General features: G+C 32.8%; 22 protein-coding genes and 2 riboswitches. Of the genes, 13 read left to right on the forward strand and 9 right to left on the reverse strand.

The features are described from left to right. A partial coding sequence (locus HMPREF2580_RS04545; protein WP_070830676.1) for a nitroreductase family protein occupies positions 1-590 on the forward strand: 590 nt, incomplete at its 5' end. A gap of 98 nt (positions 591-688) precedes the next feature. On the opposite strand, the gene HMPREF2580_RS04550 is transcribed toward HMPREF2580_RS04545, so the two are convergent. The 5 genes from HMPREF2580_RS04550 to HMPREF2580_RS04570 form a co-directional block, all read right to left on the reverse strand. Continuing rightward, positions 689-1,603, reverse strand: a complete 915-nt coding sequence (locus HMPREF2580_RS04550; RefSeq protein ID WP_070830678.1) for an ABC transporter substrate-binding protein — start codon at positions 1,601-1,603, stop codon at positions 689-691. A 54-nt stretch (positions 1,604-1,657) separates the two neighbouring features. Further along, a riboswitch (TPP riboswitch) is annotated at positions 1,658-1,759 on the reverse strand. A 278-nt stretch (positions 1,760-2,037) separates the two neighbouring features. Continuing rightward, positions 2,038-3,426, reverse strand: a complete 1,389-nt coding sequence (locus tag HMPREF2580_RS04555) for an L-cystine transporter (protein WP_002445184.1) — start codon at positions 3,424-3,426, stop codon at positions 2,038-2,040. A 264-nt stretch (positions 3,427-3,690) separates the two neighbouring features. Continuing rightward, on the reverse strand, positions 3,691-4,545 hold the full coding sequence (locus HMPREF2580_RS04560; protein WP_070830680.1) for a hypothetical protein: 855 nt from the start codon (positions 4,543-4,545) through the stop codon (positions 3,691-3,693). A 117-nt stretch (positions 4,546-4,662) separates the two neighbouring features. Further along, complete coding sequence (locus HMPREF2580_RS04565; RefSeq protein WP_070830682.1) at positions 4,663-5,331, reverse strand: hypothetical protein; 669 nt, start codon at positions 5,329-5,331, stop codon at positions 4,663-4,665. Positions 5,332-5,478: 147 nt separating this feature from the next. Next, positions 5,479-5,886 (reverse strand): YflT domain-containing protein, encoded by a 408-nt coding sequence (locus HMPREF2580_RS04570; RefSeq protein WP_002445190.1) that lies wholly within the window; start codon positions 5,884-5,886, stop codon positions 5,479-5,481. A 214-nt stretch (positions 5,887-6,100) separates the two neighbouring features. Then, a riboswitch (purine riboswitch) is annotated at positions 6,101-6,203 on the forward strand. A 287-nt stretch (positions 6,204-6,490) separates the two neighbouring features. Here HMPREF2580_RS04570 and xpt point away from each other — a divergent pair. From xpt to HMPREF2580_RS04625, 11 genes are all read left to right on the forward strand, one after another. Continuing rightward, positions 6,491-7,069 (forward strand): xanthine phosphoribosyltransferase, encoded by a 579-nt coding sequence (xpt, locus tag HMPREF2580_RS04575; RefSeq protein ID WP_070830684.1) that lies wholly within the window; start codon positions 6,491-6,493, stop codon positions 7,067-7,069. Continuing rightward, on the forward strand, positions 7,069-8,337 hold the full coding sequence (gene pbuX, locus HMPREF2580_RS04580; protein ID WP_070830686.1) for a xanthine permease PbuX: 1,269 nt from the start codon (positions 7,069-7,071) through the stop codon (positions 8,335-8,337). The genes xpt and pbuX overlap by 1 nt, the downstream gene beginning before the upstream one ends. Positions 8,338-8,373: 36 nt before the next feature. Further along, positions 8,374-9,840, forward strand: coding sequence for an IMP dehydrogenase (guaB, locus tag HMPREF2580_RS04585; RefSeq protein WP_070830688.1), 1,467 nt, complete (start codon positions 8,374-8,376; stop codon positions 9,838-9,840). 171 nt (positions 9,841-10,011) lie between these two features. Beyond that, positions 10,012-11,553, forward strand: coding sequence for a glutamine-hydrolyzing GMP synthase (gene guaA, locus HMPREF2580_RS04590; RefSeq protein WP_070830690.1), 1,542 nt, complete (start codon positions 10,012-10,014; stop codon positions 11,551-11,553). A gap of 595 nt (positions 11,554-12,148) precedes the next feature. Beyond that, positions 12,149-12,388, forward strand: coding sequence for a ferredoxin (locus tag HMPREF2580_RS04595; RefSeq protein WP_070830692.1), 240 nt, complete (start codon positions 12,149-12,151; stop codon positions 12,386-12,388). Between the two features lie 2 nt (positions 12,389-12,390). After that, complete coding sequence (locus HMPREF2580_RS04600; protein ID WP_256326419.1) at positions 12,391-14,106, forward strand: hypothetical protein; 1,716 nt, start codon at positions 12,391-12,393, stop codon at positions 14,104-14,106. A 3-nt stretch (positions 14,107-14,109) separates the two neighbouring features. Beyond that, entirely contained in the window at positions 14,110-15,357 is a 1,248-nt protein-coding gene (locus HMPREF2580_RS04605; RefSeq protein WP_070830694.1) for an ATP-grasp domain-containing protein, read from the forward strand. Continuing rightward, complete coding sequence (locus HMPREF2580_RS04610; protein ID WP_070830696.1) at positions 15,354-16,565, forward strand: ATP-grasp domain-containing protein; 1,212 nt, start codon at positions 15,354-15,356, stop codon at positions 16,563-16,565. The genes HMPREF2580_RS04605 and HMPREF2580_RS04610 overlap by 4 nt, the downstream gene beginning before the upstream one ends. A 17-nt stretch (positions 16,566-16,582) precedes the next feature. After that, entirely contained in the window at positions 16,583-17,758 is a 1,176-nt protein-coding gene (locus HMPREF2580_RS04615) for an MFS transporter (protein ID WP_070830698.1), read from the forward strand. A 430-nt stretch (positions 17,759-18,188) separates the two neighbouring features. Beyond that, a complete protein-coding gene (locus tag HMPREF2580_RS04620; protein WP_002445209.1) occupies positions 18,189-18,572 on the forward strand; it encodes a VOC family protein in 384 nt (127 codons plus the stop codon). A gap of 173 nt (positions 18,573-18,745) precedes the next feature. Further along, the gene (locus HMPREF2580_RS04625) at positions 18,746-19,948 is read left to right on the forward strand and encodes a GTP-binding protein (protein WP_070830700.1); all 1,203 of its coding nucleotides are present in this window, start codon (positions 18,746-18,748) and stop codon (positions 19,946-19,948) included. A gap of 355 nt (positions 19,949-20,303) precedes the next feature. On the opposite strand, the gene HMPREF2580_RS04630 is transcribed toward HMPREF2580_RS04625, so the two are convergent. From HMPREF2580_RS04630 to HMPREF2580_RS12530, 4 genes are all read right to left on the reverse strand, one after another. Next, the gene (locus HMPREF2580_RS04630; protein ID WP_070830702.1) at positions 20,304-21,683 is read right to left on the reverse strand and encodes an MFS transporter; all 1,380 of its coding nucleotides are present in this window, start codon (positions 21,681-21,683) and stop codon (positions 20,304-20,306) included. Positions 21,684-21,812: 129 nt separating this feature from the next. Beyond that, positions 21,813-22,076, reverse strand: coding sequence for a hypothetical protein (locus tag HMPREF2580_RS11985; RefSeq protein ID WP_083321664.1), 264 nt, complete (start codon positions 22,074-22,076; stop codon positions 21,813-21,815). A gap of 250 nt (positions 22,077-22,326) precedes the next feature. After that, entirely contained in the window at positions 22,327-22,398 is a 72-nt protein-coding gene (locus tag HMPREF2580_RS12525) for a PSM-delta family phenol-soluble modulin (protein WP_095323428.1), read from the reverse strand. A gap of 93 nt (positions 22,399-22,491) precedes the next feature. Continuing rightward, positions 22,492-22,560 carry an alpha-1/alpha-2 family phenol-soluble modulin gene (locus HMPREF2580_RS12530; protein ID WP_103213502.1) on the reverse strand — a complete coding sequence of 23 codons (69 nt, stop codon included), beginning with the start codon at positions 22,558-22,560 and terminating at the stop codon, positions 22,492-22,494. Between the two features lie 600 nt (positions 22,561-23,160). Between HMPREF2580_RS12530 and HMPREF2580_RS04635 the strand changes: the two genes are divergently transcribed. Next, positions 23,161-24,660, forward strand: a complete 1,500-nt coding sequence (locus tag HMPREF2580_RS04635) for an NADH dehydrogenase subunit 5 (protein ID WP_070830704.1) — start codon at positions 23,161-23,163, stop codon at positions 24,658-24,660. Positions 24,661-24,666: the final 6 nt, after the last annotated feature.

Below are 24,666 nucleotides of genomic sequence, written 5' to 3' on the forward strand. Positions count from 1 at the left end.
AAATCAAAGAAGATTTAAAAGAAGTTTCTGGTCAACCGTATGTTGTAGATAATGGTTACTTATTTGTATTTGTTTTAGATTATTATCGTCATAGTCTAGTAAATGAAAACGCTGAATCAGATATGAGTATTTCTTTTTCATCAGCAGAAGGCTTGCTAGTCGGCTCTATAGATGTCGCACTTGTTTCTGAAAACATGGCTGTAGCTGCTGAAGATATGGGATATGGCATCGTTTATTTAGGTTCTCTACGTAATGATGTGGCGCGTGTACGTGAAATTTTAGACTTACCTGACTATACCTTCCCTCTATTTGGCATGGCAGTAGGTGAACCTGCTGAGGATGAGAATGGTGCGCCGAAACCAAGATTACCGTTTGAACATATTTTCCATAAAAATAGCTACGACGCAAGTAATGATAAACAACGTCGTGAATTAGAAGCGTATGATCAAATTGTAAGTGACTACTATAAGGAACGTACAAATGGGGAGCGTACTGAAACATGGTCCGAACAAATTGAGCAATTCTTAAGTAGTAAAACACGACCAGATATGTTAGACCAATTGCATAAAGCTGGATTCATCAAAAAATAATTCTTAAATGGAAAAAAGCCTATAAATGAAATTTCAAACCCGAATTCATTTATAGGCTATAATTATAGGATTTTTAACTTATTTTCTGTAGCTTATGCTTATGATTTGGTATATCTACTGAATAACAATTGGTTTGTAAAATATTTTTCTGCATCTATCGTATGCTTGATTTTACCTGTACTTTGTAACCATAATTGTAAGTCATTATAGAAGTCTGAACTCATAGACAAATCATTAGTAAAACATTTAGCTGTTGCTTCAATGGTGTCTTTATTTAATTTATTATTAATATCTGTTTGGGTGTAATCTGCATATATATTGATGGCATCTTCTAAATTATTGTTGATATATTGTATAGCTTTTTGAATGACCTTAATAAACTTTTTGAGTTTCTGGTTGTCTGTTTCTAACTTATCAGGTGTAGTAATAAAAATTAATTGACAAAAGTCTGGGACATTGTAATCTTTTAAAGCAAAATAATCTACATTCAATCCTGCATTTCTCGCTTCAAGTATTTCGAAATTCTCAAAAATGAGTGTAGCTGCATCTGCCTTGTCATTTAACAATGCATCAGTATGATAAAAGCTATGATTAACAGGGACGATATCTCCTTCATTATACATGCCGCCATCAGCTTCAATCATAGTTTTAGCAATTGCTATACCTCCTGATCCAGGAGCACCCGGATATTGAAGACGTTTGCCAATTAAGTCTTTAGGTGATTGAATACCTTTGTCTTTGTTGTACATCACACCGCCATTTGTATGTAGATATCGAGCGAAGCCAACTACATTTTCATTCATCGCTTTATCTTCAACAAGATGGATAGGCTCAGTAATCGCGATATCCATTGAACCATTTTCAATTTCTTCTAAAGCATCAAAATGTTGTTCAGGTTCAATCATTTCAATTTCTAAGTTTTGCTCGCTAAACCAACCTTTTTTCATTCCTAAAATTAAAGGCAAATGATCAGGATTTAAGAACCATTCTAAACCGACTACTAATTTTTCCATAAAAAAATTCCTCCAACAAACAAATTTTCGTAAAAAAGTGAATTTGAAAGAAATAAAAAATATATTTCACTTTCCTACGCTGGTACTAACCAACAGGTTCAAGGGTTGAAAGGGTACCTTTCTCTCAGCATGCAACATGCACCCCTAGTGATTTGTTATACCTAACTTCTAACATAGCATAGTTATAAAAATGCGTATATAAATGATGAATTAATCGAAGAAGAGCGTAACAGTTTAAATGGAGTATTAATTTAAAATGAAGTATTTGAATCGTTGATTTTCTGGACAAAGATAGTTGTATAGTAGTTGATGACCCAATCTTATTTCTAAAGTTAAATAAAAACGCCACAAACTCCTTAAATAAGAAGCTTGTGACGTCTGTGATAGATGATTAAAGCATATACTTATTCGTTTAAAATTCATTTTAATAAAAATTAACTAGATGATAATTCTCCATAATGGTTAGATTCAAATGTGTCTTTATCCCAATTTTTAGTTAAGCGTGCAGTACCTGTTCCGGCTAAAATTGAATCATTCACATTTAATGCGGTACGTCCCATATCAATTAAAGGTTCGATAGAAATAAGTACACCAGCAAGTGCGACAGGTAAGTTTAATGTGGATAATACTAAAATTGATGCAAATGTTGCACCGCCACCTACACCTGCAACACCAAATGAACTAATAATCACTACAGCAATCAGTGTAATGATGAATTGGAAATCGATATGGACATGTGCGACAGGCGCGACCATGATTGCTAGCATAGCTGGGTAGATTCCAGCGCAACCGTTTTGTCCAATTGATAATCCAAATGTTGCAGAGAAGTTAGCAATACCTTCTGGAACACCTAAACGTTGCGTTTGAGTTTGAATATTTAAAGGTAGAGCTCCTGCGCTTGAACGAGAAGTGAATGCAAAGATCAATACTTCTAACGTTTTCTTAACATATCTAACTGGATTAATACCCAACACACTTAAAATGATTAAGTGAATCACATACATCGTAATTAATGCTGCATAAGAAGCGAGTAGGAATTTTCCTAAAGTCCAAATCGCTCCAAAATCACTTGTGGCAAGTGTAGAAGCCATAATTGCTAAGATGCCATAAGGCGTTAAACGTAAAACGAAAGTGACGATAGCCATTACAATGTCATATACAGCTTCAATACCACGTTTTAATAAATTACCATGTTCAGGCTGTTTGCGCGCTACACGTAAGTATGCGAAACCAACGAAAGTTGCGAAGATCACAACAGCGATAGTTGAAGTGGTACGTTGACCTGTAAAGTCTAAGAATGGATTGCTTGGTAATAATTCAAGAATTTGTTGTGGCAATGTATTAGCAGTTAAATCTTTAGCTTGCTTACTAATTTCTGAGCCACGTGAATGCTCAGCACTTCCTAAATCGATTGATGAAGCGTCTAGACCGAAAATCAATGCATAGATAATGCCGACAATGGCTGCAATCGCTACGGTTCCAATTAAAAACATAAAAATAAAGGTACCGATTTTCGCAAATTTATCCCCAATTTGGATTTTACTAAATGCTGCTACAATAGATACAAAAATAAGTGGCATGACAATCATTTGTAATAAAGCAACATAACCGTCCCCAATAATGCTAAACCAATCTGAAGTTTGTTTTAATACTTTTGATTCTGCTCCGAAGATAAGATGTAAAGCTATTCCCAAAACGATTCCAATACCTAAAGCGCTAAATACACGTTTAGGGAATGAAATATGCTTCCTAGCCATTATGTTTAACATAATAATGAAAATAATTAACACTACTACGTTAATCATAGTGAAAAGTGCCTCCATATCGTAAACGCTCCTTTGTTGTATAAAATATAGTATTCCGACATATGTAATAAGGATATTACTAGAAAATAACAAATTCAAGGTAGTTATAGTGATTTTATGAAATGAAATAACAAAATATTATCTCGGTAAAATTAATGGAAGGCATGCTTGTATACGTGGGTATATGAAATATAGGGAGGGAAAATAGAAATAAAAAAACACTTAAATGAGTAGTTGCATTTTACACATACTCAATTAAGTGTTGAGAAGTTTGTTTCTTGATTATAAGTTAAATAAACGAGCGAAGAACCCTTTTTTCTCTTCTTTAGGTTGATTGTTTGATGATTGAGAATGATCTTCTATTGTTGTCATGTCTGAGTTAGAAGTTGAATCATTAGAAGTTGAGTTTGATATTTCCGATGTACGAGTTGAAAGGCTACTTGATTGTGAAGTTGAAGTAGTTTCGCTAGTTGATGCTACTGCACTTTCGGAATGAGAATCTGAATCAGAAGTGCTAGGTGCTTCTGAAGTACTTTCTTGTTCACTCTGAGAGTTTGAGTTACTTTCGCTTGATTTGTTATTATTTAGCGATTGTGTTGATTCATTTGATTTATGATTTGTCTTCGCAATTTCATTCGCTTGTTTCTCTTGTGATGACTGAATAGCTTCTTGAGAAGTTTGGATTGATTTTAAAGATTCTGTATTGGCATCAATTTTACTAGTAATTTCTGTTTGTAATTCTTTAAGCTGCTGCTGTTGTTGATGAACTTGATTAATCATTTGACCGAGCATTTGACGTTCTTCACGCATTTTTTGGATTTCGCTACGTAAATCTTCAACTAATTGAGCGACGTTTTGGTCAGTTGGTAATTGACTGTCCTCATCTTTAACGATCACTTGTAAGAAATCTTTCTCTTTTTCTAATTCATCAAATGCTAAGTCGTAACTATTTGTTTGTTTTACTTTATCAGCAATGTCTCTAAATAGTTCGATATCTTCTTCTTTAAAATCAGTAGCCTCGCGTCCGCGATATTCAGTTTTACTAAGTTGATATCCACGTTCTTCTAAATGTTGTACAATTTTACGGACTTGTTTTTCACTTAGTTCGACACGTTGTGCAAATTCTTTGGTTAACATTGAAAAAGCCCCTTCATCATTTGGTTTATGTATACCGACGTTTGTCTACGGTCAGTGAAACGTCAGTCTTACTTCATATGATAGTTTACCCCTAATTAATAGTGATTTCAAGTGTTGTTATAAAGGCTTTCTTAAATTCATTTCTTCTAAAAGTGGGTAGATAATATCTCGAGAAATGCCATTTGCGAAGACATACTTAAGAATATAATTAGATTTTACACTTGTCCCGTAAATATCTTTGGTTAATTCAATATTTGCTTTAATAAATAGGTCTACTTTAAAAGGAGATTCATCAAATGTGTAATTCGGATGAATATAATCAATTTCTTCTTGTTTCTCAAAGTTATTTTCGTAAAGAAATTGGCGACGGTGTTCAAGTATTTTGTTAGTTTGTTCATCAACATGATGTGGTTCTTTAGGAACTTCTAACATAATAAAATTGATATTTCTATCATGTATTTCATGAGATAAATGATTTAATTGATGTTCCACTTCGTTTAAAGTTAAAGTCATTAATTCATCGTGATTAGGACCGTCTTTGGCTATTAAATAGATAAGGAATGCTGCATTCGTGGTTGCTTCATAATGTGCAGTCGCTAAGCTGACAACTTGATTATTTTCGACGCCTACTACGAATGCGTAATCTTTCTCCGTTTTGTTGTTTTCTAAAGAACGTTTAAAGATTTTGCGATCTTCATCTAAACCAATATCTAATTTCGCGTCGTATAGTTCAAGTGCTTTTTCAAATAAAGGATCATTGGCTGATTGAATTGCTTTAAACTCCATAGCATTACCCCCGTTAATATTTACTATATTATAGGATAATCCTACTATATAATCACTTCTAATGTGTCACATAATAAAAAAACACCACAATGCATACGCTTCATTACGTAAACATGATGGTGTCTATCATTGAAACTCTAAAATCAATTAAGATTTAGGACCCTTTGATTCAGCAGCATAATGTGTAATGTCGATTTCTTTGTAAGCTGCATTGTGATCTTCAACTTCGTCATGGGAAGAATTGTCACGATTTGCTACTAATAATAATTTATTATCTAAAATATCTTGTTTGTGTTCTTCAAGTTGTTCTTCAGTTAAGTTGTAACGTGAAAGAACAGCTTCTTCACCATCTTCTCCAGTTAATAGACGAGACATACGATCACTAAATGAACCGCTTGTAGCTATCATTGAAATTTGAGAATTGTGTAGGTCGTCTAAATGTAATTTACTTTTACTGATAACAGCTAATTCAGTTTCTAAATAGCCTTCTGTTTTCTTTTGGTTGATTACATTGTATAGTTCACTTTTGTCGTTAACTACAATAATATCTGCCATAATTATCGCCCCTTCATGATTAAACTTGCTTTATAAAGTTATACCCTAGTCCGTTTTTATAAAACTTTTACATATATAATTATATAATTTTGATGTTGATTTTTCCAATAAGAATCTATATTTGAAATTAAAACGATTACATAATAAATTGTTGATTTCTCAACTTTGAACTATTTTAAATGATATTGAAAATACATGAAAAGTTTGCTATCATCATTAAATAATTTATAAAACTCATATAATCTAGAGAATATGGCTTTAGAAGTTTCTACCATGTCGCCATTAACGACATGACTATGGGTAACAACACAATACTTAGGAGTAGTTTAAAGCGTTGAAACATAACTGGGAAAGTGAAAGGCGTTTTGATTCGTAATAAAACTCATTAAATTGGCATCTAACATTTTTAGCATTGTCACAATTTTAGTTTATTTATATCGAAATTGAATCATACGTTTTTAGGACTAAGTTGGCGTATCTTCTTCTTAATTTGCAACCTCGCAATGTATTGCTCGTTCACTCATAGATCCTGAAACTATACTTTAGTTTGAGGGTTTTTTTGTATCTAGAAATCAATACCAAAGAATTTGAGGAGGTTTTTTGAGTGGAGTCGTTAGGACGTAAGGTCAAAGAGGACGGCGTTGTGATTGATGAGAAAATTTTAAAAGTGGACGGTTTTTTAAATCATCAAATCGATGCTTCGCTTATGAATGAAGTAGGAAAAACGTTTTATGAACAGTTCAAAGACGAGGGTATTACCAAAATTTTAACCATAGAAGCATCAGGTATCGCCCCAGCTATCATGGCTTCTTTCCATTTCGATGCTCCTTGTTTATTTGCTAAAAAGGCTAAACCTAGCACATTAAAGGATGGTTTTTACAGTACAGATATTCATTCATTTACTAAAAATAAGACGAGTACAGTTATCGTTTCTGAAGAATTTTTAGGTGAAAATGATAAAGTACTTATTATTGATGATTTCTTAGCAAATGGAGATGCCTCATTAGGACTTAATGAAATTGTGCAACAAGCTAAGGCGACTACAGTGGGTATCGGTATCGTTGTTGAAAAAAGTTTCCAAGATGGGCGTCAACGTTTAGAAAATGAAGGACTGAAAGTATCTTCATTATGTAAAGTGGCATCATTAAAAGGTAATAAAGTTACGCTTCTAGGTGAACAATAATGAAGAATTTCATTCTAAGTGTTCAGCATCTTTTAGCAATGTACGCCGGAGCGATTTTAGTCCCTATAATCGTAGGAACTAGCTTAAAATTCTCTTCCGAAGAAATTGCTTATTTAGTAACAGTTGATATTTTTATGTGTGGTATTGCTACTTTTTTACAGGCTAATAAGATTACTGGAACAGGTTTACCCATTGTATTAGGTTGTACGTTTACTGCAGTAGCACCAATGATACTTATCGGACAAACGAAAGGTCTTGGCGTACTTTACGGCTCATTATTTGTTTCAGGAATTTTAGTCGTAATTATTGCGCCTTTCTTCTCTTATTTAGTTAAATTCTTTCCACCTGTTGTTACAGGAAGTGTCGTAACGATTATTGGTATTAATCTTATGCCTGTAGCAATGAACTATCTTGCTGGTGGGGAAGGTGCTAAAAATTATGGAGACCCTAAAAATTTGATTTTAGGTGGCGTGACATTGATCATCATTCTAATTTTACAAAGGTTTACGAAAGGCTTCTTGAAATCAATTGCTATCCTCATAGGTCTTGTATTAGGGACAGCCTTAGCAGCTGTGTTCGGTCTGGTAGATATTGAACAAGTAGGAAGTGCCCATTGGGTTGGCTTACCTTTACCATTTAGATTCTCCGGTTTTGGCTTTGATTTAAGCTCAACACTCGTCTTCTTTATTGTTGCAGTCGTAAGCTTAATAGAGTCCACAGGTGTCTATCATGCACTTAGTGAGATTACTGGCAAAAAGCTTGAGCGAAAGGATTTCCGTAAAGGTTACACTGCGGAAGGTCTAGCAATCATTTTAGGATCTATATTTAATTCTTTCCCTTACACCGCTTACTCACAAAATGTAGGTCTTGTGTCACTCTCAGGGGCTAAAAAGAATAACGTTATCTATGGCATGGTGGTTTTATTACTCGTTTGTGGTTGCATACCTAAGTTAGGTGCACTCGCTAACATCATCCCTTTACCTGTTTTAGGTGGCGCAATGATTGCAATGTTTGGCATGGTTATGGCCTATGGTGTAAGTATTCTAGGGAGTATTGATTTTAAAAATCAAAACAATTTATTAATTATCGCTGTTTCTGTAGGACTAGGCACAGGTATTAGTGCAGTCCCTCAAGCATTTAAAAGTTTAGGAGAACAATTTGCTTGGTTAACTCAAAATGGCATTGTTCTAGGTGCAATTTCTGCAATTATCTTAAATTTCTTTTTTAATGGTATAAATTATAAACAAAGCGACGAAAATGTGAAATAATGTAACTAACTATATTAAATTGGAGGCTGTTTTTAAATGTGGGAAAATAAGTTTGCTAAAGAATCTTTGACGTTCGACGATGTATTACTCATTCCAGCTGAATCAGATGTTTTACCTAGCGACGTAGATTTAAGTGTAGAATTATCAGATAGAATTAAATTAAACATTCCTGTTATTTCTGCAGGTATGGATACGGTAACTGAATCAAAAATGGCAATTGCTATGGCTCGTCAAGGTGGGTTAGGTGTCATCCATAAAAATATGAGCATTGAAGAACAAGCTGATGAAGTACAAAAAGTTAAACGTTCAGAAAATGGTGTCATTACTAACCCGTTCTTCTTAACTCCAGATGAAAGTGTTTATGAAGCAGAAGCTTTGATGGGTAAATATCGTATTTCAGGTGTCCCAATTGTTGATAATCATGATGAAAGAAATTTAGTAGGTATTATTACTAATCGTGATTTACGTTTTATTGAAGACTTTTCAATTAAGATTTCAGATGTAATGACGAAAGAAAATTTAATTACAGCTCCAGTTGGCACGACTTTAGATGAAGCGGAAGCGATTCTTCAAGACCATAAAATTGAAAAACTTCCATTAGTAGAAAATGGACGACTAGAAGGTTTAATCACAATTAAAGATATTGAAAAAGTATTAGAATTCCCATACGCAGCGAAAGACGCACATGGTCGTTTATTAGCAGCGGCGGCTATCGGTACGTCTAAAGATACGGAAGTTCGTGCTCAAAAACTAGTCGAAGCTGGTGTTGACGCATTAATTATTGATACCGCACATGGTCACTCTAAAGGCGTAATTGAGCAAGTTAAACATATTAAAGAAAAATATCCTGAAATCACAGTTGTAGCCGGTAATGTCGCAACTGCAGAAGCAACGCGTGCATTATTTGAAGCAGGTGCTGACGTTGTTAAAGTAGGTATTGGACCAGGTTCAATTTGTACGACACGTGTTGTTGCAGGTGTCGGTGTACCTCAAATCACAGCTGTATATGATTGTGCGACAGAAGCACGTAAGCATGGTAAAGCGGTTATTGCTGACGGTGGTATTAAATTCTCAGGAGATATTATCAAAGCATTAGCGGCTGGTGGCCACGCGGTAATGTTAGGTAGCTTATTAGCTGGTACTGAAGAAAGTCCTGGTGCTACTGAAGTCTTCCAAGGTAGACAATATAAAGTTTATCGTGGTATGGGTTCATTAGGTGCTATGGAAAAAGGATCAAACGATCGTTACTTCCAAGAAGATAAAGCACCAAGAAAATTTGTTCCAGAAGGTATCGAAGGACGTACAGCTTATAAAGGCCCACTACAAGATACAGTTTATCAACTTATGGGCGGTGTAAGAGCTGGTATGGGTTATACTGGTTCTCCTGACTTGAAAACATTACGTGAAGAAGCACAATTTACACGTATGGGTCCTGCTGGTTTAGCAGAAAGCCACCCTCACAATGTACAAATTACTAAAGAATCACCAAACTATTCTTTCTAAATAAAGTATGAAGAAGTTTGATCATTTTAGAGGACGCTCTTTATAACGGTGTCGTATGGGCTTGTTTAATTCATTTTCAAAAGTAATGGCAATAGACCTATACGTTATCATTTGAGGGAGCGTTTCTCTAAGTATTACATAAATCAAAAACAATAAAGGAGATTCGCAATTATGGAAATGGCGAAAGAGCAAGAGTTAATTCTTGTCTTAGACTTTGGTAGCCAATACAATCAATTGATTACACGACGTATTCGTGAAATGGGCGTATACAGTGAATTACATGATCATGAGATTTCAATTGAAGAAATTAAACGTATGAATCCTAAAGGTATCATTCTTTCAGGTGGTCCAAATTCAGTTTATGAGGAAGGATCATTTACTATTGACCCTGAAATTTATAATTTAGGTATTCCGGTCTTAGGTATTTGTTACGGCATGCAATTAACAACAAAACTATTAGGCGGTAAGGTAGAGCGCGCGAATGAGCGTGAATACGGTAAAGCAATCATTAATGCTAAGTCTGATGAGCTATTCTTCGGCTTGCCTTCGGAACAAACAGTTTGGATGAGTCATTCTGACAAAGTGATTGAAATTCCTGAAGGATTTGAAGTGATTGCAGATAGTCCTAGTACGAATTATGCAGCTATTGAAGATAAAACTCGTCGTATTTATGGTGTGCAGTTCCACCCAGAGGTACGTCACACTGAATTCGGTAACGACTTATTAAGAAACTTCGTGCGCCGTGTGTGTAATTGTACAGGCGAATGGACGATGGAAAACTTCATCGAAATCGAAATTGAGAAGATTCGTGAACAAGTTGGCGACCGTAAAGTGTTATGTGCAATGAGCGGTGGGGTTGATTCATCAGTCGTAGCAGTACTGTTACATAAGGCGATTGGTGACCAATTAACTTGTATCTTTGTTGACCATGGTTTACTTCGTAAAGGCGAAGGCGATATGGTGATGGAGCAGTTTGGTGAAGGATTTGATATGAACATTATTCGTGTTAACGCACAAGAGCGTTTCATGGATAAATTGAAAGGTGTATCTGATCCAGAACAAAAACGTAAAATCATCGGTAACGAATTCGTTTATGTATTTGATGACGAAGCGGCTAAGTTAACAGATGTTGATTTCTTAGCGCAAGGCACACTTTATACTGACGTGATTGAGTCAGGAACTAAAACGGCTCAAACTATTAAATCCCACCATAATGTTGGTGGATTACCTGAGGACATGGAATTTGAACTGATTGAACCAATTAATACATTGTTTAAGGATGAAGTACGTGCCTTAGGTATCGAGCTAGGTATTCCTGAACATTTAGTATGGAGACAACCTTTCCCAGGTCCTGGTTTAGGTATCCGTGTACTTGGTGAAATTACTGAAGATAAATTAGAAATCGTACGTGAATCTGATGCGATTTTACGTGAAGTAGTGCGAGAAGAGGGTCTTGAAAGAGATATCTGGCAATACTTCACAGTGCTACCTGGCATCCAATCAGTAGGGGTCATGGGAGACTATCGTACGTATGATCATACAGTAGGTATTCGAGCAGTCACATCTATTGATGGGATGACAAGTGACTTTGCTCGTATCGATTGGGAAGTGTTACAAAAGATTTCAAGTCGAATCGTAAATGAAGTAGATCACGTTAACCGCGTCGTCTATGACATTACTTCTAAGCCCCCAAGTACCATAGAATGGGAGTAAGAAATATAAATTATGAAATAGGTTAGAGACTCCAAAAAGGGGTTTCTAGCCTGTTTATTTTTTGTGTTGAATACGTTTTGAATACGCATTTTATAAGCCTTTAACCCTTGTGGTTGAAGGCTTTTTTGTCATTCATTTGAATAAAAGGCAAAAACAATGGGAGATGAGATGTCGTTGTACGTATTTGATTATAAAAATTAGGAAGTTGTGTCGAAAGTTTACCTCAGTTATGGCTCCGCAGATATCTACCACTATTTATTTACTTTCTATCATGAAAATAGTAAAAATAAAATTTTTGTTAACAAAACATTTAAAGTATAAGTATTTCTTTCTACATTTTTGTTAAATAAAGCTAATTTCTATTATTTTATTAATTTATATTTTCATCTTTATTGCAAAATTGCACCGAAACAGTTAAAATATTTTTGGGATTGTTGGAAAAAGGGGATTTATATTTAAATTAAAGTAATCTGATTTTGAAAAAGTTATCTTTTATAAAAGCAATGTTTTTCTCACTATCATTCATTTAAAAAATGAAGTTTAACATCGATATTTCCACGTGCACATTGAAAATTGAATATAAGGGGGAATTCTTATGAACTATTACACTTATGTAGATAGAGAAAATTGTATTTCCTGTGCTGCCTGTGGAGTAGCTGCTCCTAATTTATTTAAATATGATGTAGAAGATATTGCATATGGGTGCTTAGATAATAACTGTGGATGTGAACCTGTTCCATTTAATGAAATTGAACATTTGAAAAATGCATGTGAGGGTTGTCCGACGGAATCAATCAAAATATCACAACATCCATTTAATAAAAAGGAAGTGTGATAATGATGAATAAAAATGGTTTCGGCAAGTTATTGTTAGAAGTTCAAAATAAAGTCTATTGTTTGAAACATCCATCCGAAATTATTCGTACGCTTTTTACGTTAGATGGAAAAATAGATACGTCCGTTGGAATAAAAAGTCTCAATTTAGAACAAAGTGTCATATACCAAAATTTAACAGAGCTAAATTGTAAAGTCGTGTTTACCTCAAAGTTAGAAAATGTAGATGAAAATAGGATATATTTCGGAATAACTGAATATGGAAGATTACTTTTGGGTGCGGATTATTTTTTGGATAACTACACATTTACATTCGGTTACTTCGAAGTTGATGAACACGTGATAAAAGTCATAAAAGACAATATCCGACAAAAAATAGAGATAGAAGAACAAATATTTAATGAAGAAGTAAACTCGTTTTTTAAAGATAAAAGTAAAGATGAAATCAACGATATATTAAAATTTATAAAGTTTAATATATATCACATGGCTCCGATATTACTTTATGTCAACGATAAAACTTTTAGTACATTTTATAACTATAATAATTTGATAAAAGAATTCGATGGAGATACAGATGAATTTTTATTAAATAATTTGCCTTATAAAAATATTGAAAATTGGGAGAAAGCAGAAAAAATTTTTGTTTTTAATATGTATCTATTACTTAAATCCGGACCTCCCTCACGTGGAGAAGAAGTAAACGGTATACATTTCTCACTGTCATTTTTAAAAGATTATTTTAATCAAAAAATCAAAGAATATAGTCAAATATTGAAAAGAAAGACGGATGGTGATTTTAGTTTAGAAAAACAAGCGGTACTTATATTTTCAATGAGAAAAGAAATAGAAAATCACTATTTAATATATAGGTTTATCAATGGCCTGAATTTACATAAAGAGGAAAGATATATTGACAATAGAGAATTGTCTAAACAGAACGATGATTGTTTAAAAACAGATTTAGAAAGATTAACCTCTGTAAAATTCTCAAAAGATTACTATCATTATTTTTGCCAAATTATAGAGAAAAATCTTGATAAAGAACCTTATCAAATCATTGAAAAAATGATGCATACAATCATAAATAGAGCAATTTCTCGCACTTCATCTGATATAGGTATGGCAAGAGGGTTTAGAGCACCACTAAAATTTTATGAAGTTCACCAAAAAGATGAGCTAGAAGAGATTTTTAATTGGGGACAAAATGAATATTTTTGTTGTGTAGTCCCAAGTGCACTCATGAAAAGTGCCTTTCAAAATAATTCTAAGATACTAGCTGGCGTGCTTACCGCTATAAGTAAAAGAATGGAATATAATAGTTGGCATTATACCCCGGGAAATTTTTTGAATAATCAAACAAGGATCACGCGTCATTTCTATTTTCCGCCTGTTATGGCTGACATCACCAAGTGGAGCGATCAGCATCATAAAGGGCATGTGTTCGCTAAAGTCAGACATGCCATTCGTTGTCCAGGCTCTATTAAAAATGGGGCGACGATATATAACGCATTTTTTGATTTAAGATTAATGAAACAAAGTGGAAGTGATTACAGTGAGAATGACCTCGTCATCGCTATATATTATAAAGAAATATTGAAGCTATTATTTCAATCTTGGTTTGATGTATGTAAGAGAACTAAGCAAGAAATCAATATCACTAGTTATAGCAGAGAATGGTACCAAAATGAATATATTACAGATAAAGTGGGTGGTTAGGATATGGAAACCTTACTATTTATAAACTTAAGAAGCCATAAGGTAGAGAGAATTCAACCTATTATAGAAGCAAAAAATTTAGGATATCGAGTAGTTTTAATGGCAGATAAAGACCCTAAGTTAATCGGTCATTTATTAGATGATTTAATTATTATTAATTCTTATGAAATTCAAAAAACGATTAATACAGTTATTGAATACAACAAAAACATAAAAATCAGTGGTGTTTTTACCTGGTCAGATAAAGATGTAGAACTTGTATCTTTTTTAAACAAAGAATTGGGTTTACCTGGTATAAATCCAGAAATTGTGCAAAATGTGAGAAATAAATATTTGATGAGACGTGCGATGTCGAATGTTGAGGGGCTTTGCCCGAAATTTCAAGAGGTTGAAAGCTTGAACGATTTAAAAGAGGCAGTCACTCAGATTGGAATACCAGGTATATTAAAACCAGTTGGCGCCTCTGGTAGTAAAGGCATTTTTAAAATTGAAAGTAAAGCACATTTAGAAGATATGTTTAATTTATTATTGGATTCTACCTCTCCTAAAAAAGATAAAGTTTACCGTTACTATCCTAACCAATATATTTATGAAGAATACATTGAAGGAGAAGAGGTCTCTGTTGAAGGTGTTGTGCAAAATAAAGAAATATTTATAGCTGGGATTACTGATAAAAGCGTAACAGCTGAATTCTCTTTAGAATATATTGCATTTTTTCCTTCTGATAAGCCTAAAAAAGTTAAAGATGAAATCAAAAAGAAAACTAAATTGGCGATTCAAAGTTTAGATATTGATCACTGTGCTTTTCATTTAGAAGGTCGGTTAACGAAATCTGGGTTCAAAGTGATAGAGATTGCGGCAAGACCAGCTGGCGGATTTATAACATCACATCTTATCAGACTATCTTCAGGGCATTCATTTATTGAAAAAATTATCGATGTTGCTGTTGGACATCATGTTAAAGATCGTTGGCCAGATTATGAAAATGGTAATAAGAAATTATGCTTTTATAGTATACGCGCACATCAAAGTGGAACATTCAAAAAAATTGTAGGTTTCGATTCTATTATGGAAATACCTGGCGTCATAGCTGTCATACCTTTGAAAGAAGAAGGTGACGAAGTCATCATGCCACCTGAACATTTCTCTAGTTGCTTCATTGCCAATATTATTTTAGAAGGAAAAAGCACTAAAGATATTGAAAACATCATCGGAGAAATCGAATCATTTATAAAGGTGGAGATACAATGACTGTCATTATATTGTCTAATACCGATGGAAACAAAACGCCTTATGATGCGTGGTTTCCAAATGCAAAAGAAAATATCATTCTTTTTTGCCCGAAAGAAAAAGAACATACGTTTATTCAACATCATTTTTTATTCATTGAATCATTTGAGAACTACGTGGATAACGTGGATGTTGAAATTAAAGCGATACAGTTAAGCAAAAAGTACAATATCACTAACATATTATCTATCTCAGAATTTGACGTTGTGCGAAGTGCAAAGTTAAGAGAGATTCTACATTGTCCCGGTCAGTCATTAATAAGTGCGGAAGCATATAGAGATAAACTATTGATGAAGCAATTACTTCACGGTTCATCTGTAAATATTCCTAAATTTGAAAAAGTCATATCTAAAGCACAAGTTGAAAATTTTGTACAACAAACTAACTATCCTGTGGTGTTAAAACCCATCTATGGTTCGGGTTCTATGGATGTATTTATAGCTAAAAATCAACAAGATATAGACACCTTTTTTGAAGAAAATAGAAATATAAATAATTATGAAATCGAAGCGTTTATAAATGGAGATATGTATCATGTTGATGGACTAATTCATAATAATAAAGTCATCGTTTCTTATGTTTCTAAATATTATAAAGGTTGCTTAGAATTTCAAAAAAATCAACCTTTAGCGAGTTATATGATTGATGAAAGTAATGCATTAAATATCACTTTCAAAGCACAAGCTGAAAAAGTCATAGATACATTACCTAGCTTTCCAAACGGTTCATTTCATGCCGAATTTTTCTTAACTGATAGTGGTGAGATTTATTTTTGTGAAATAGGAAGTAGAACTGGAGGTGCAGAAGTAGGAAACGTCATTCAGAACTCGACGAATATTCACTTGAATAAAGAAAGTTTATATATGCAAATGTATGAGGATCATGCATGTACAATTCAACAAGAATCTGTTGAACGATACTCTGGCTTTGTTTTATTACCACCTCAAAATGGTGTTTATAAAGGTATTAAGAAACACTTAGATTATGACTGGATAGTAAAATTTAAAAATACTGCTCAAAAAAATAAAACCTATAACGATGCGCAATTTAGCGTGGATCATATCATATCTGTTTTAATAGAAGGCAATAATGAACAAGAACTTATTTCTAGAATTAATATTGTCACTGATTGGTATGAAGAAAATGTTATATGGGAACAACATCATTAGAATAAAGGAGATTTTTGTTGAAAAATTTACCTGAAATCACATATATACTATTTTTAGCTACATTTCTTGAAAGATTTAGCTATTTTCTAATCATACCTTTTTTATCAATTTATTTAGCTCAAAATTATCATTTTAGTGGTTTGGAAATAGGGTTGGTTGTTTCGACCTTTGCGATCACATCTTTATTTATGAGTTTTATAGCGGCCCCTTTTATCGATAAAATAGATAAAAAAATTATTATTTTTTCTGGTTTATTTCTATCGTCAATGAGTTTTCTGTGTTTCCCTTTAATCAGTAAATATATATTTTTCATTATATTTGCTTTAGTTAATAGTATAGGAAGTAGTCTTCTTTCTCCGACATATAAAACAATTTTGGCATTATTCACTGAAAAAAAGGATAAGGAATTGGTATTTAATGTACGCTATTATCTTGTTAATATTTCAGCTACATTGGCTCCATTATTGTCAGTACAGTTGCAATTTTTAGGCGTTAATATCATTTGTTACATCATTTTTATGGCTTATTGTATCAATTTCAATGCATTTGTTTATGCATTTTTCATACTTAAATTAGATTTGAAAAATAAAAATAATACTTTAAAAATTGATATTAGTCGCATATATACTACATTTCGTGATGATAGAGCATATTCGTGTTTAATCATTGGATTAGTCCTATTTATGTTTGGTTATACCGTTATGACTAGTATATTGCCCCAATTCTTTGCGTCGCATTATAAAAATACTGACGCTTCAAAGTTATTTGCACTGTTACTTTCAATAAATGGAATTACAGTTATTACATGCCAATTTTTCGTTTATTTCTTTAGCAAACGCACATCCATTAAGACAGCAATGATAACAGGAGCTGCCTTATTGCCCATAAGTTTATTTGTGCTAGGGACAGTTGATGATATTATCTTCAAATGTATCGCAATGGTAGTGTTTACCTTGGGTGAAATGCTGGTGTTTACAATGATGGATATTCGGATTGATGAATTATCCAATTGTAGTTATAAATGTACGTATTATTCGTTGGCTGGGTTACAAAATCTAGGTGCTCTGTTGGCACCAATTATAGGCGGCTTATGTTTAGACCGTATTCATCAAGATTGGATGCTATTTGGGTTATTATCCATCGTAACGTCATTCAATATATTATTTTTCTATAAAAGTAATAAATTTGCATAATCATTATGAAGAAATAGTTATCTTAAGTTGGTGATTGTATATTTAACTTCCTAAGTGTATAAATATAGATTTTAATTGTAATATTTTGTTGTAATTTCAACATTTATGTATTGATGTTTGTCAGTTAGGCAAAATTGATTAATTGTAGTTTTAAGGTTTTATAATGAAAAGGTAAAAAAATAATTGAGAGGAGATGAAATTCATGAGTGATTTAATTCGATTCGCGAAAAAAGTCTTCGATTTCTTAAGAAGTATTTTAGTAAATGGTGCACCTAAATTTTAAATAGATGGCCACTCCATTAGGGAGTGGTTTTGTTGTATTAGATTGTAGTAAAACGTCAAAAAAATCAACATTTAGATTTTTGAAATTTTCGAAAGTTTAATATATATTTGTAAAACAAACTTTAAGTCTAACAATTCGGAGGGATTTATGAAGAGCGTCAATCCATTTATATATGTAAAGGATGTAGATAAATCATTAAGTTATTACAAAGATGTCTTTCAAGCAAACACTGAAATTTTAATAGCTAAAGATGGTAAAACATATCATGCCCAACTTATTATCGGAGAAAACACGTTCGTTCATTTCTCTGATACCTTTCATAAACATTCTATTTCTAAAAATCCACATCTTCTTGTCGATTGTGATTCTAAAGAAGAATTAGAACGTGTATATCAACGTTTAATCGACGATGGTGGACATATTAAAGTAAAATTATATAAAACATTTTTTAACGCGTATCATGCTGAAGTTAAAGATCGTTTGAATGGTATTACTTGGGTTTTTAATTATTTTATTGATGGTACTTTTTAAAGTTAAATATTGTTCGATGGGTTAGTTGAAAACGTGCATGTATTTTCAACTAACCTTTTTAATGTATGCGGGGAGTAAAATCATTTTCAAAAATAAAGTATTGATTAATAGGATTAACTTCTTTAAAATGTAAAACGTAATAATTACTATTTACATAAAGAGGAGTTCTTTAAATGGCTAAAATACCCGTGACAGTTCTAAGTGGATACTTAGGTTCTGGAAAAACAACATTACTGAATCATATTTTGAAAAATAGAGAGGGACGCCGTATCGCAGTGATTGTTAATGATATGAGCGAAGTCAATATCGATAAGGATTTAGTAGCACAAGGGGGAGGACTTTCTAGGACGGATGAGAAACTTGTAGAACTTTCAAATGGATGTATCTGTTGCACTTTGAGAGATGATTTACTTAAAGAAGTTGAACGTTTAGTGAGAAAGGGTGGCATTGATCAAATTGTCATTGAATCCACAGGAATTTCAGAACCTGTACCAGTGGCCCAAACGTTTTCGTACATAGATGAAGAATTAGGGATTGATTTAACTGCTATATGCAGATTAGATACAATGGTAACCGTTGTGGATGCCAATCGCTTTATTAATGATATTCAATCAGAAGATTTATTGATGGATAGAGATGAAAGCATCGGAGACGCCGATGAACGTACGATTGCTGATTTACTCATCGATCAAGTTGAATTTTGTGATGTCATGATTATTAATAAAATTGATTTAGTAAGTAAAGAAGCATTGGCAAAACTGGAGAAAACACTTCGTGCATTACAGCCCGAAGCGAGGATGATCAAAACAGTCAATGCAGAAGTTGATTTATCAGAAGTGTTGAATACTCAGTTATTTGATTTCGAGAAGGCAAGTGAGTCTGCCGGGTGGATAAAAGAACTCACACATGGCGGACATGAACATCATACGCCTGAGACTGAAGAATATGGCATTTCATCATTTGTGTATCGTAGAAAACTTCCTTTCAACGCTGATCGTTTTAAAGAGTGGTTCGATCATTTACCTAGCAATATTGTAAGATCCAAAGGTATTGTTTGGTTCGCACAACACAATAGTGTTGCATGTTTACTCTCGCAGGCAGGGTCTTCTTGTGATGTCCATCCAGTCACATATTGGGTGGCGACAATGCCTGAACAAAAACAACGTGAGATTCTTATGGCTCGAGAAGAGATAGCTGCTGAATGGGATTTAGAATATGGTGATAGACATACGCAGTTCGTTATTATTGGAACGGAATTAGACCAAGAGAAGATTACTAGACAACTAGATGCGTGCTTGATTAATACTGAAGAAATGGATCAAGATTGGCGCTTGCTTCATGATCCTTATCAGTGGAAATATGATAAAAGGATGTAAGGGAAACTATAGTAAGTTGAGTTTAGTGAGGAAATCAAAGATTTAAATTATGATATTGAATACGTAAATTTTACTAAGTTAAGAAAATAAACTCGTAACAAGCGAATTCAAATCAAAAAATCTATTCTCAAAATGTAAATTCTTATCTTTGATTCCAAGTGTTAATAGTGTGAAACTAGACAAAGGCGCATTACTTTCCTTCTTATTGGTTTCGTCACTTATAATTATTAAGTTAATTGTGCCCTTTTATATTCAAAAATATTGAAAAAACTGATGAGTATTTTGCTCATCAGTTTAATTTATTATAGAATCTAATAAAAATTAAAAGTATTAACTCTTATGGGTGTTGGATATATTATTTAGATTCAGATTTCCTCTTTAATAATTTTAATAAAAAAGGTGATAGTGCTAAAAAGAGTGTGAGTGATGCGAATAGCCATGCATGACTTGCTCCTTCTACGAGTTGACCTGAATTTGATGAATTACTAATAAATAATGAAGTGACTGCTGTATAAAAAGCAATGCCGATATTTTGAACCATTCTTTGAGTTGCTCCAACTGTACCTTGCATATCTTGTGATACAGTTTTCATTATTGCTGAAGTATTAGAAGGTAGGAAAAAACCTCCGCCTATACCATATAGTAATAACAATAGACTTATTGTTATCGGATTTAATATATATTGTAATAATCCTAAGTTGGTATATGCAACAATCATAATAATTAATCCTATAGTCATTAATATAATATTGCCAATGCGAGAAATTAATTTTCCAGTTATTTTTGAAATAAGTACTAATCCTAAAGGAGAGGTTAAATTTACTAATCCTATTTGCCAAGATGAAAGATGATTAATTTTTTCTAAAATATATGGAGGAATTATAAAACCTAAAGATGTTGTACCTCCAAAAACAAATATCGCAAATATAGGAGACGAAAAAGACACATTTTTGAATAAACGTAAATCGATGATAGGATGATTCGTTTTTAATTCCCATATCATAAATAAGCAAAAAGCAACAATAAAGATTAAAAAATTTCCATATACTGAGATATTAAAAATTGAGTGATAAGACCAAGAGGTTAAACTTATCAGTAAACAAAATATAGATAAAAATAATAATAAATTTCCACGTATATCTAAATGAATAGACGTACTTTTTTGCTCTGTAATATACTTTTTTAAAAGTAAACAGCCTATTAAACCTATAAGTATAATGGGAATATTAATCCAAAATATCCATCTCCAATTCCCTATAGATATTAAAAGACCTCCGATACTTGGCCCCAAAACTGGACCTATCCCTAATAGAATACTTAAAGTTCCCAATGCCGGTCCTTGTCTATTTTCAGGAATAGTCGTAGTAATAATAGCTGTAGCAGTTCCTTGTAACATTGCTGCACCTATGCCTTGTAAACCCCGAAATACGATTAATTGTATAATATCATTTGAAAATCCGCATAAAATAGAAGCAATTAAAAAAATAGTTAATCCGAAGATATAAATATTTAAGCGACTGTATTTATCGCTTAATCTCCCAAATATTATAATTGTACCTGTTAATAACAAAGTATACAGCGTAACACTCCAAGTAATAAAAGAAATATCAACATTAAAAGATTTTGATAAAGTGGGTAATGCTACATTGATAATTCCACTATCGAGAGTGGATAAAAACATTCCTATTCCTGCTGTAAAAACAACTAAATGATCGAAATACTTAGAAGAATTCATCTATAATACCTCCCCGACTTTTTCTTCTATAAATCATTAGTCTAGAAACTGTCTTAATTGGTATAAACATTATAAGAATTTATCTTCTGAACTCTTTCATTTAAATTGTCAATTCAACTATTATTAAAATTAAGCTATAGCGAATGGCGTAGTGAAAATGAGTAGTACGAAAAAGTTAATTAAGAATAAAGTGACGTTTAATGGTTGGTTGGCTTTAAACATTCCTATGATGTTAATAATAATAGATATCACAAAGAAAGTTGCACCTGGGAAATACCAAAAACTAAAGCCACTTTCGTTATATAAATTAGTAAACATTGTTGTATAGCAAATAAAAACACTAAGTAGTGTAAAAATAATGGATAAAATATTTAATATTGAGAGTCTTTTCATATATTGTCGTTCCTTTCGATGTCGTTTTATGTTCGTAGCATTACAATTGAATTAGCAAATTGTATGCTATACATACTATTATATGTATACATATGTTTATTACAATAGTTATTTTTAGCTTTAATATAAATATTCAAAAGAAATGGCGCGAGAGTTTGTTTGTGTGGATAGATGCATCAATGCATACAAGGATAATAAGTTATAAAAAAACCACCATCCGTAGGGATAGTGGTTGAAGTATTAGTATGAACTATTTTTTGAATTTTTTAACTAAGTCTACGATAGTTTTAACGATTTCGATGATTGTTGTAACGATACCCATGTTTAGTGGCCTCCCTTCGTATCGGTGTATGTTAGAGAATTTTTATTGACTACTCATAAGCCATAAGTAATAGCTTTAGATGAATCAATAAACTTATTTTTTTGTAAGTTTGTCAATTAAGCCTTTGAGTACTTTAACGATTTGATTGATGATATCACTCATTAAAATTACCTCCTTTGCTTATTTGATATCTTTATTGTAACGAGATAATACTTTGGGTAGAGAAAAAGTTCCTAACTCGTATATTCAATGTCCTAAGTGAAATTTTTAGGGCAGTTAATCACACACAATACTTCCTAATTGTAGAGAATCTTTGTAAACCTTTACAAAACCTTAATATTCACGTTTATAGCAATGATGTCTTTTCCTAGTTTAACCTTATTTTAGGTAGATGAAAGAGGGATGAATGTACGTAATTAATTGACTTGTGACACTATTTGAAGTATATTTGTGTTAATATGCGCAAAAGTAACAACTAAGTCTTACTTTAGCAATTTTAGATTTTATATCTTAATTGATGGAGAAGAAAGAGTTCTTGCTTTGCTACAAACAATATATAGGCAGCTTATTTAAATAAAGAAAATAAAAGATAACTTGTGGATGAGTTATCTATACATACTTGAGTTGAATTGAAGCCTACAGTAGTTATAAATTCTTTTACATTATTTTAGAAAGGATAATGGAAGGATTTTGCTATTGTAGGCTTTTTGTTGTGAAATTTGATTAAATAAGGAAATAAATTTTTAAAGTGGGGGACGTGCAATGTTAAGTATGAGTATCGTTTTAACAATATTTTTTATAACACTTGTCATTGCTATACTGAGTGGATTGTTATTTTTAAACCAATCAGTACCAATTAAATACATAAACATACATTTATATCTTGTTTTTTTACCAATAATTATTGGCATCATAGGTTTGCTTACTGTTAAAGATAGAGAACAAATCGGTCCGTTTACCTTAGATCATCTTGCGTGGTTGATGGGAAGTTTTATTCTAGTTTTAGGATTTATTATTCAAAAGTTCTCAGCTCGTTATTTAATAGGTGATCGTAACTATCGCAAATATTTTCCATTATTTACGTTGATTACATCATTTGCATCTGTAGCGTGGTTGAGTGGTGATTTAAGATTAATGGTTCTGTTCTGGGGAGCAACGCTGTTATCTTTAACATTACTCATTCGTGTGAATCGTTCATGGAAAATTCCGTATGAAGCAGCTAAAGTTTCTGGAAAATCTTTTGCATTAGGATGGTTCGCATTACTAGTTGCAGTTGTCTTATTATTCGTTAGTACTGGAGATTGGCACATCAATATCGCTTCATCTTACGACAATACTATTAATAGTGGGATGAAATTCTTTATTGATATTCTTATTGTCATAGCAGTAATTGTTCCTGCAGCTCAATTTCCATTTCAAAGCTGGTTAATTGAATCTGTAGCGGCGCCTACACCAGTTTCGGCAATTATGCATGCTGGAATAGTTAATGCTGGAGGAATTATTTTAACGCGTTTTTCGCCTGTTTTTGACAATTCATTCGCGATTACAATTTTGCTTATTATCGCTAGTGTTTCAGTATTATTAGGTTCAGGAATCAGTTTGGTACATGTTGATTACAAACGACAGCTTGTAGGTTCTACGATGAGCCAAATGGGCTTCATGCTTGTTCAATGTGCGTTAGGTGTTTATTCAGCGGCTATTATACATTTGATTTTACATGGGGTTTTTAAAGCTACATTATTCTTACAGTCAGGTTCTGTAGTGAAACGCTTTAATATCCCAACTCCACCGAGTGCCAAGCGTTCGTATAGTTGGGTCGTGTTAGGTCGTCTATTAGCGATCGTGATTGCTGTAGCATTTTGGTTAAATAGCGACCGCAGCCCGTATGAAATTATCAGTGCCTTAATATTAGCTTGGTCCCTTATGGTGTCATGGAACCAAATGGTAGCATTTAGTCGAGGTTTAATAGGTAGAGTTGTCGGCGTCATGATGATTGTTATTGTTGCGATCGTGTATATTATTACTCACCATTATTTCTATAATACTTTAAATACCGTTTATATGCATATTGCACACCCACCTGTGATAAGCATCATTATTAGTATTATCATCCTTGTCTTAGGAAGTATCCTCAGCATTTGGGTTGCTCGACAAAGAGATTCTAAAGCATTCGCAATATTGTATTTATGGCTTGTTAAACTAGGTGAAGCCAAAGCGCAGTCTATTGAAAGTCATCCAACTTATTTGAAAAAATATTTGTAAAGGGAG

Origin of the sequence: Staphylococcus sp. HMSC036D05 (genome assembly GCF_001836225.1) — a bacterium.
GTDB lineage: Bacteria > Bacillota > Bacilli > Staphylococcales > Staphylococcaceae > Staphylococcus > Staphylococcus caprae.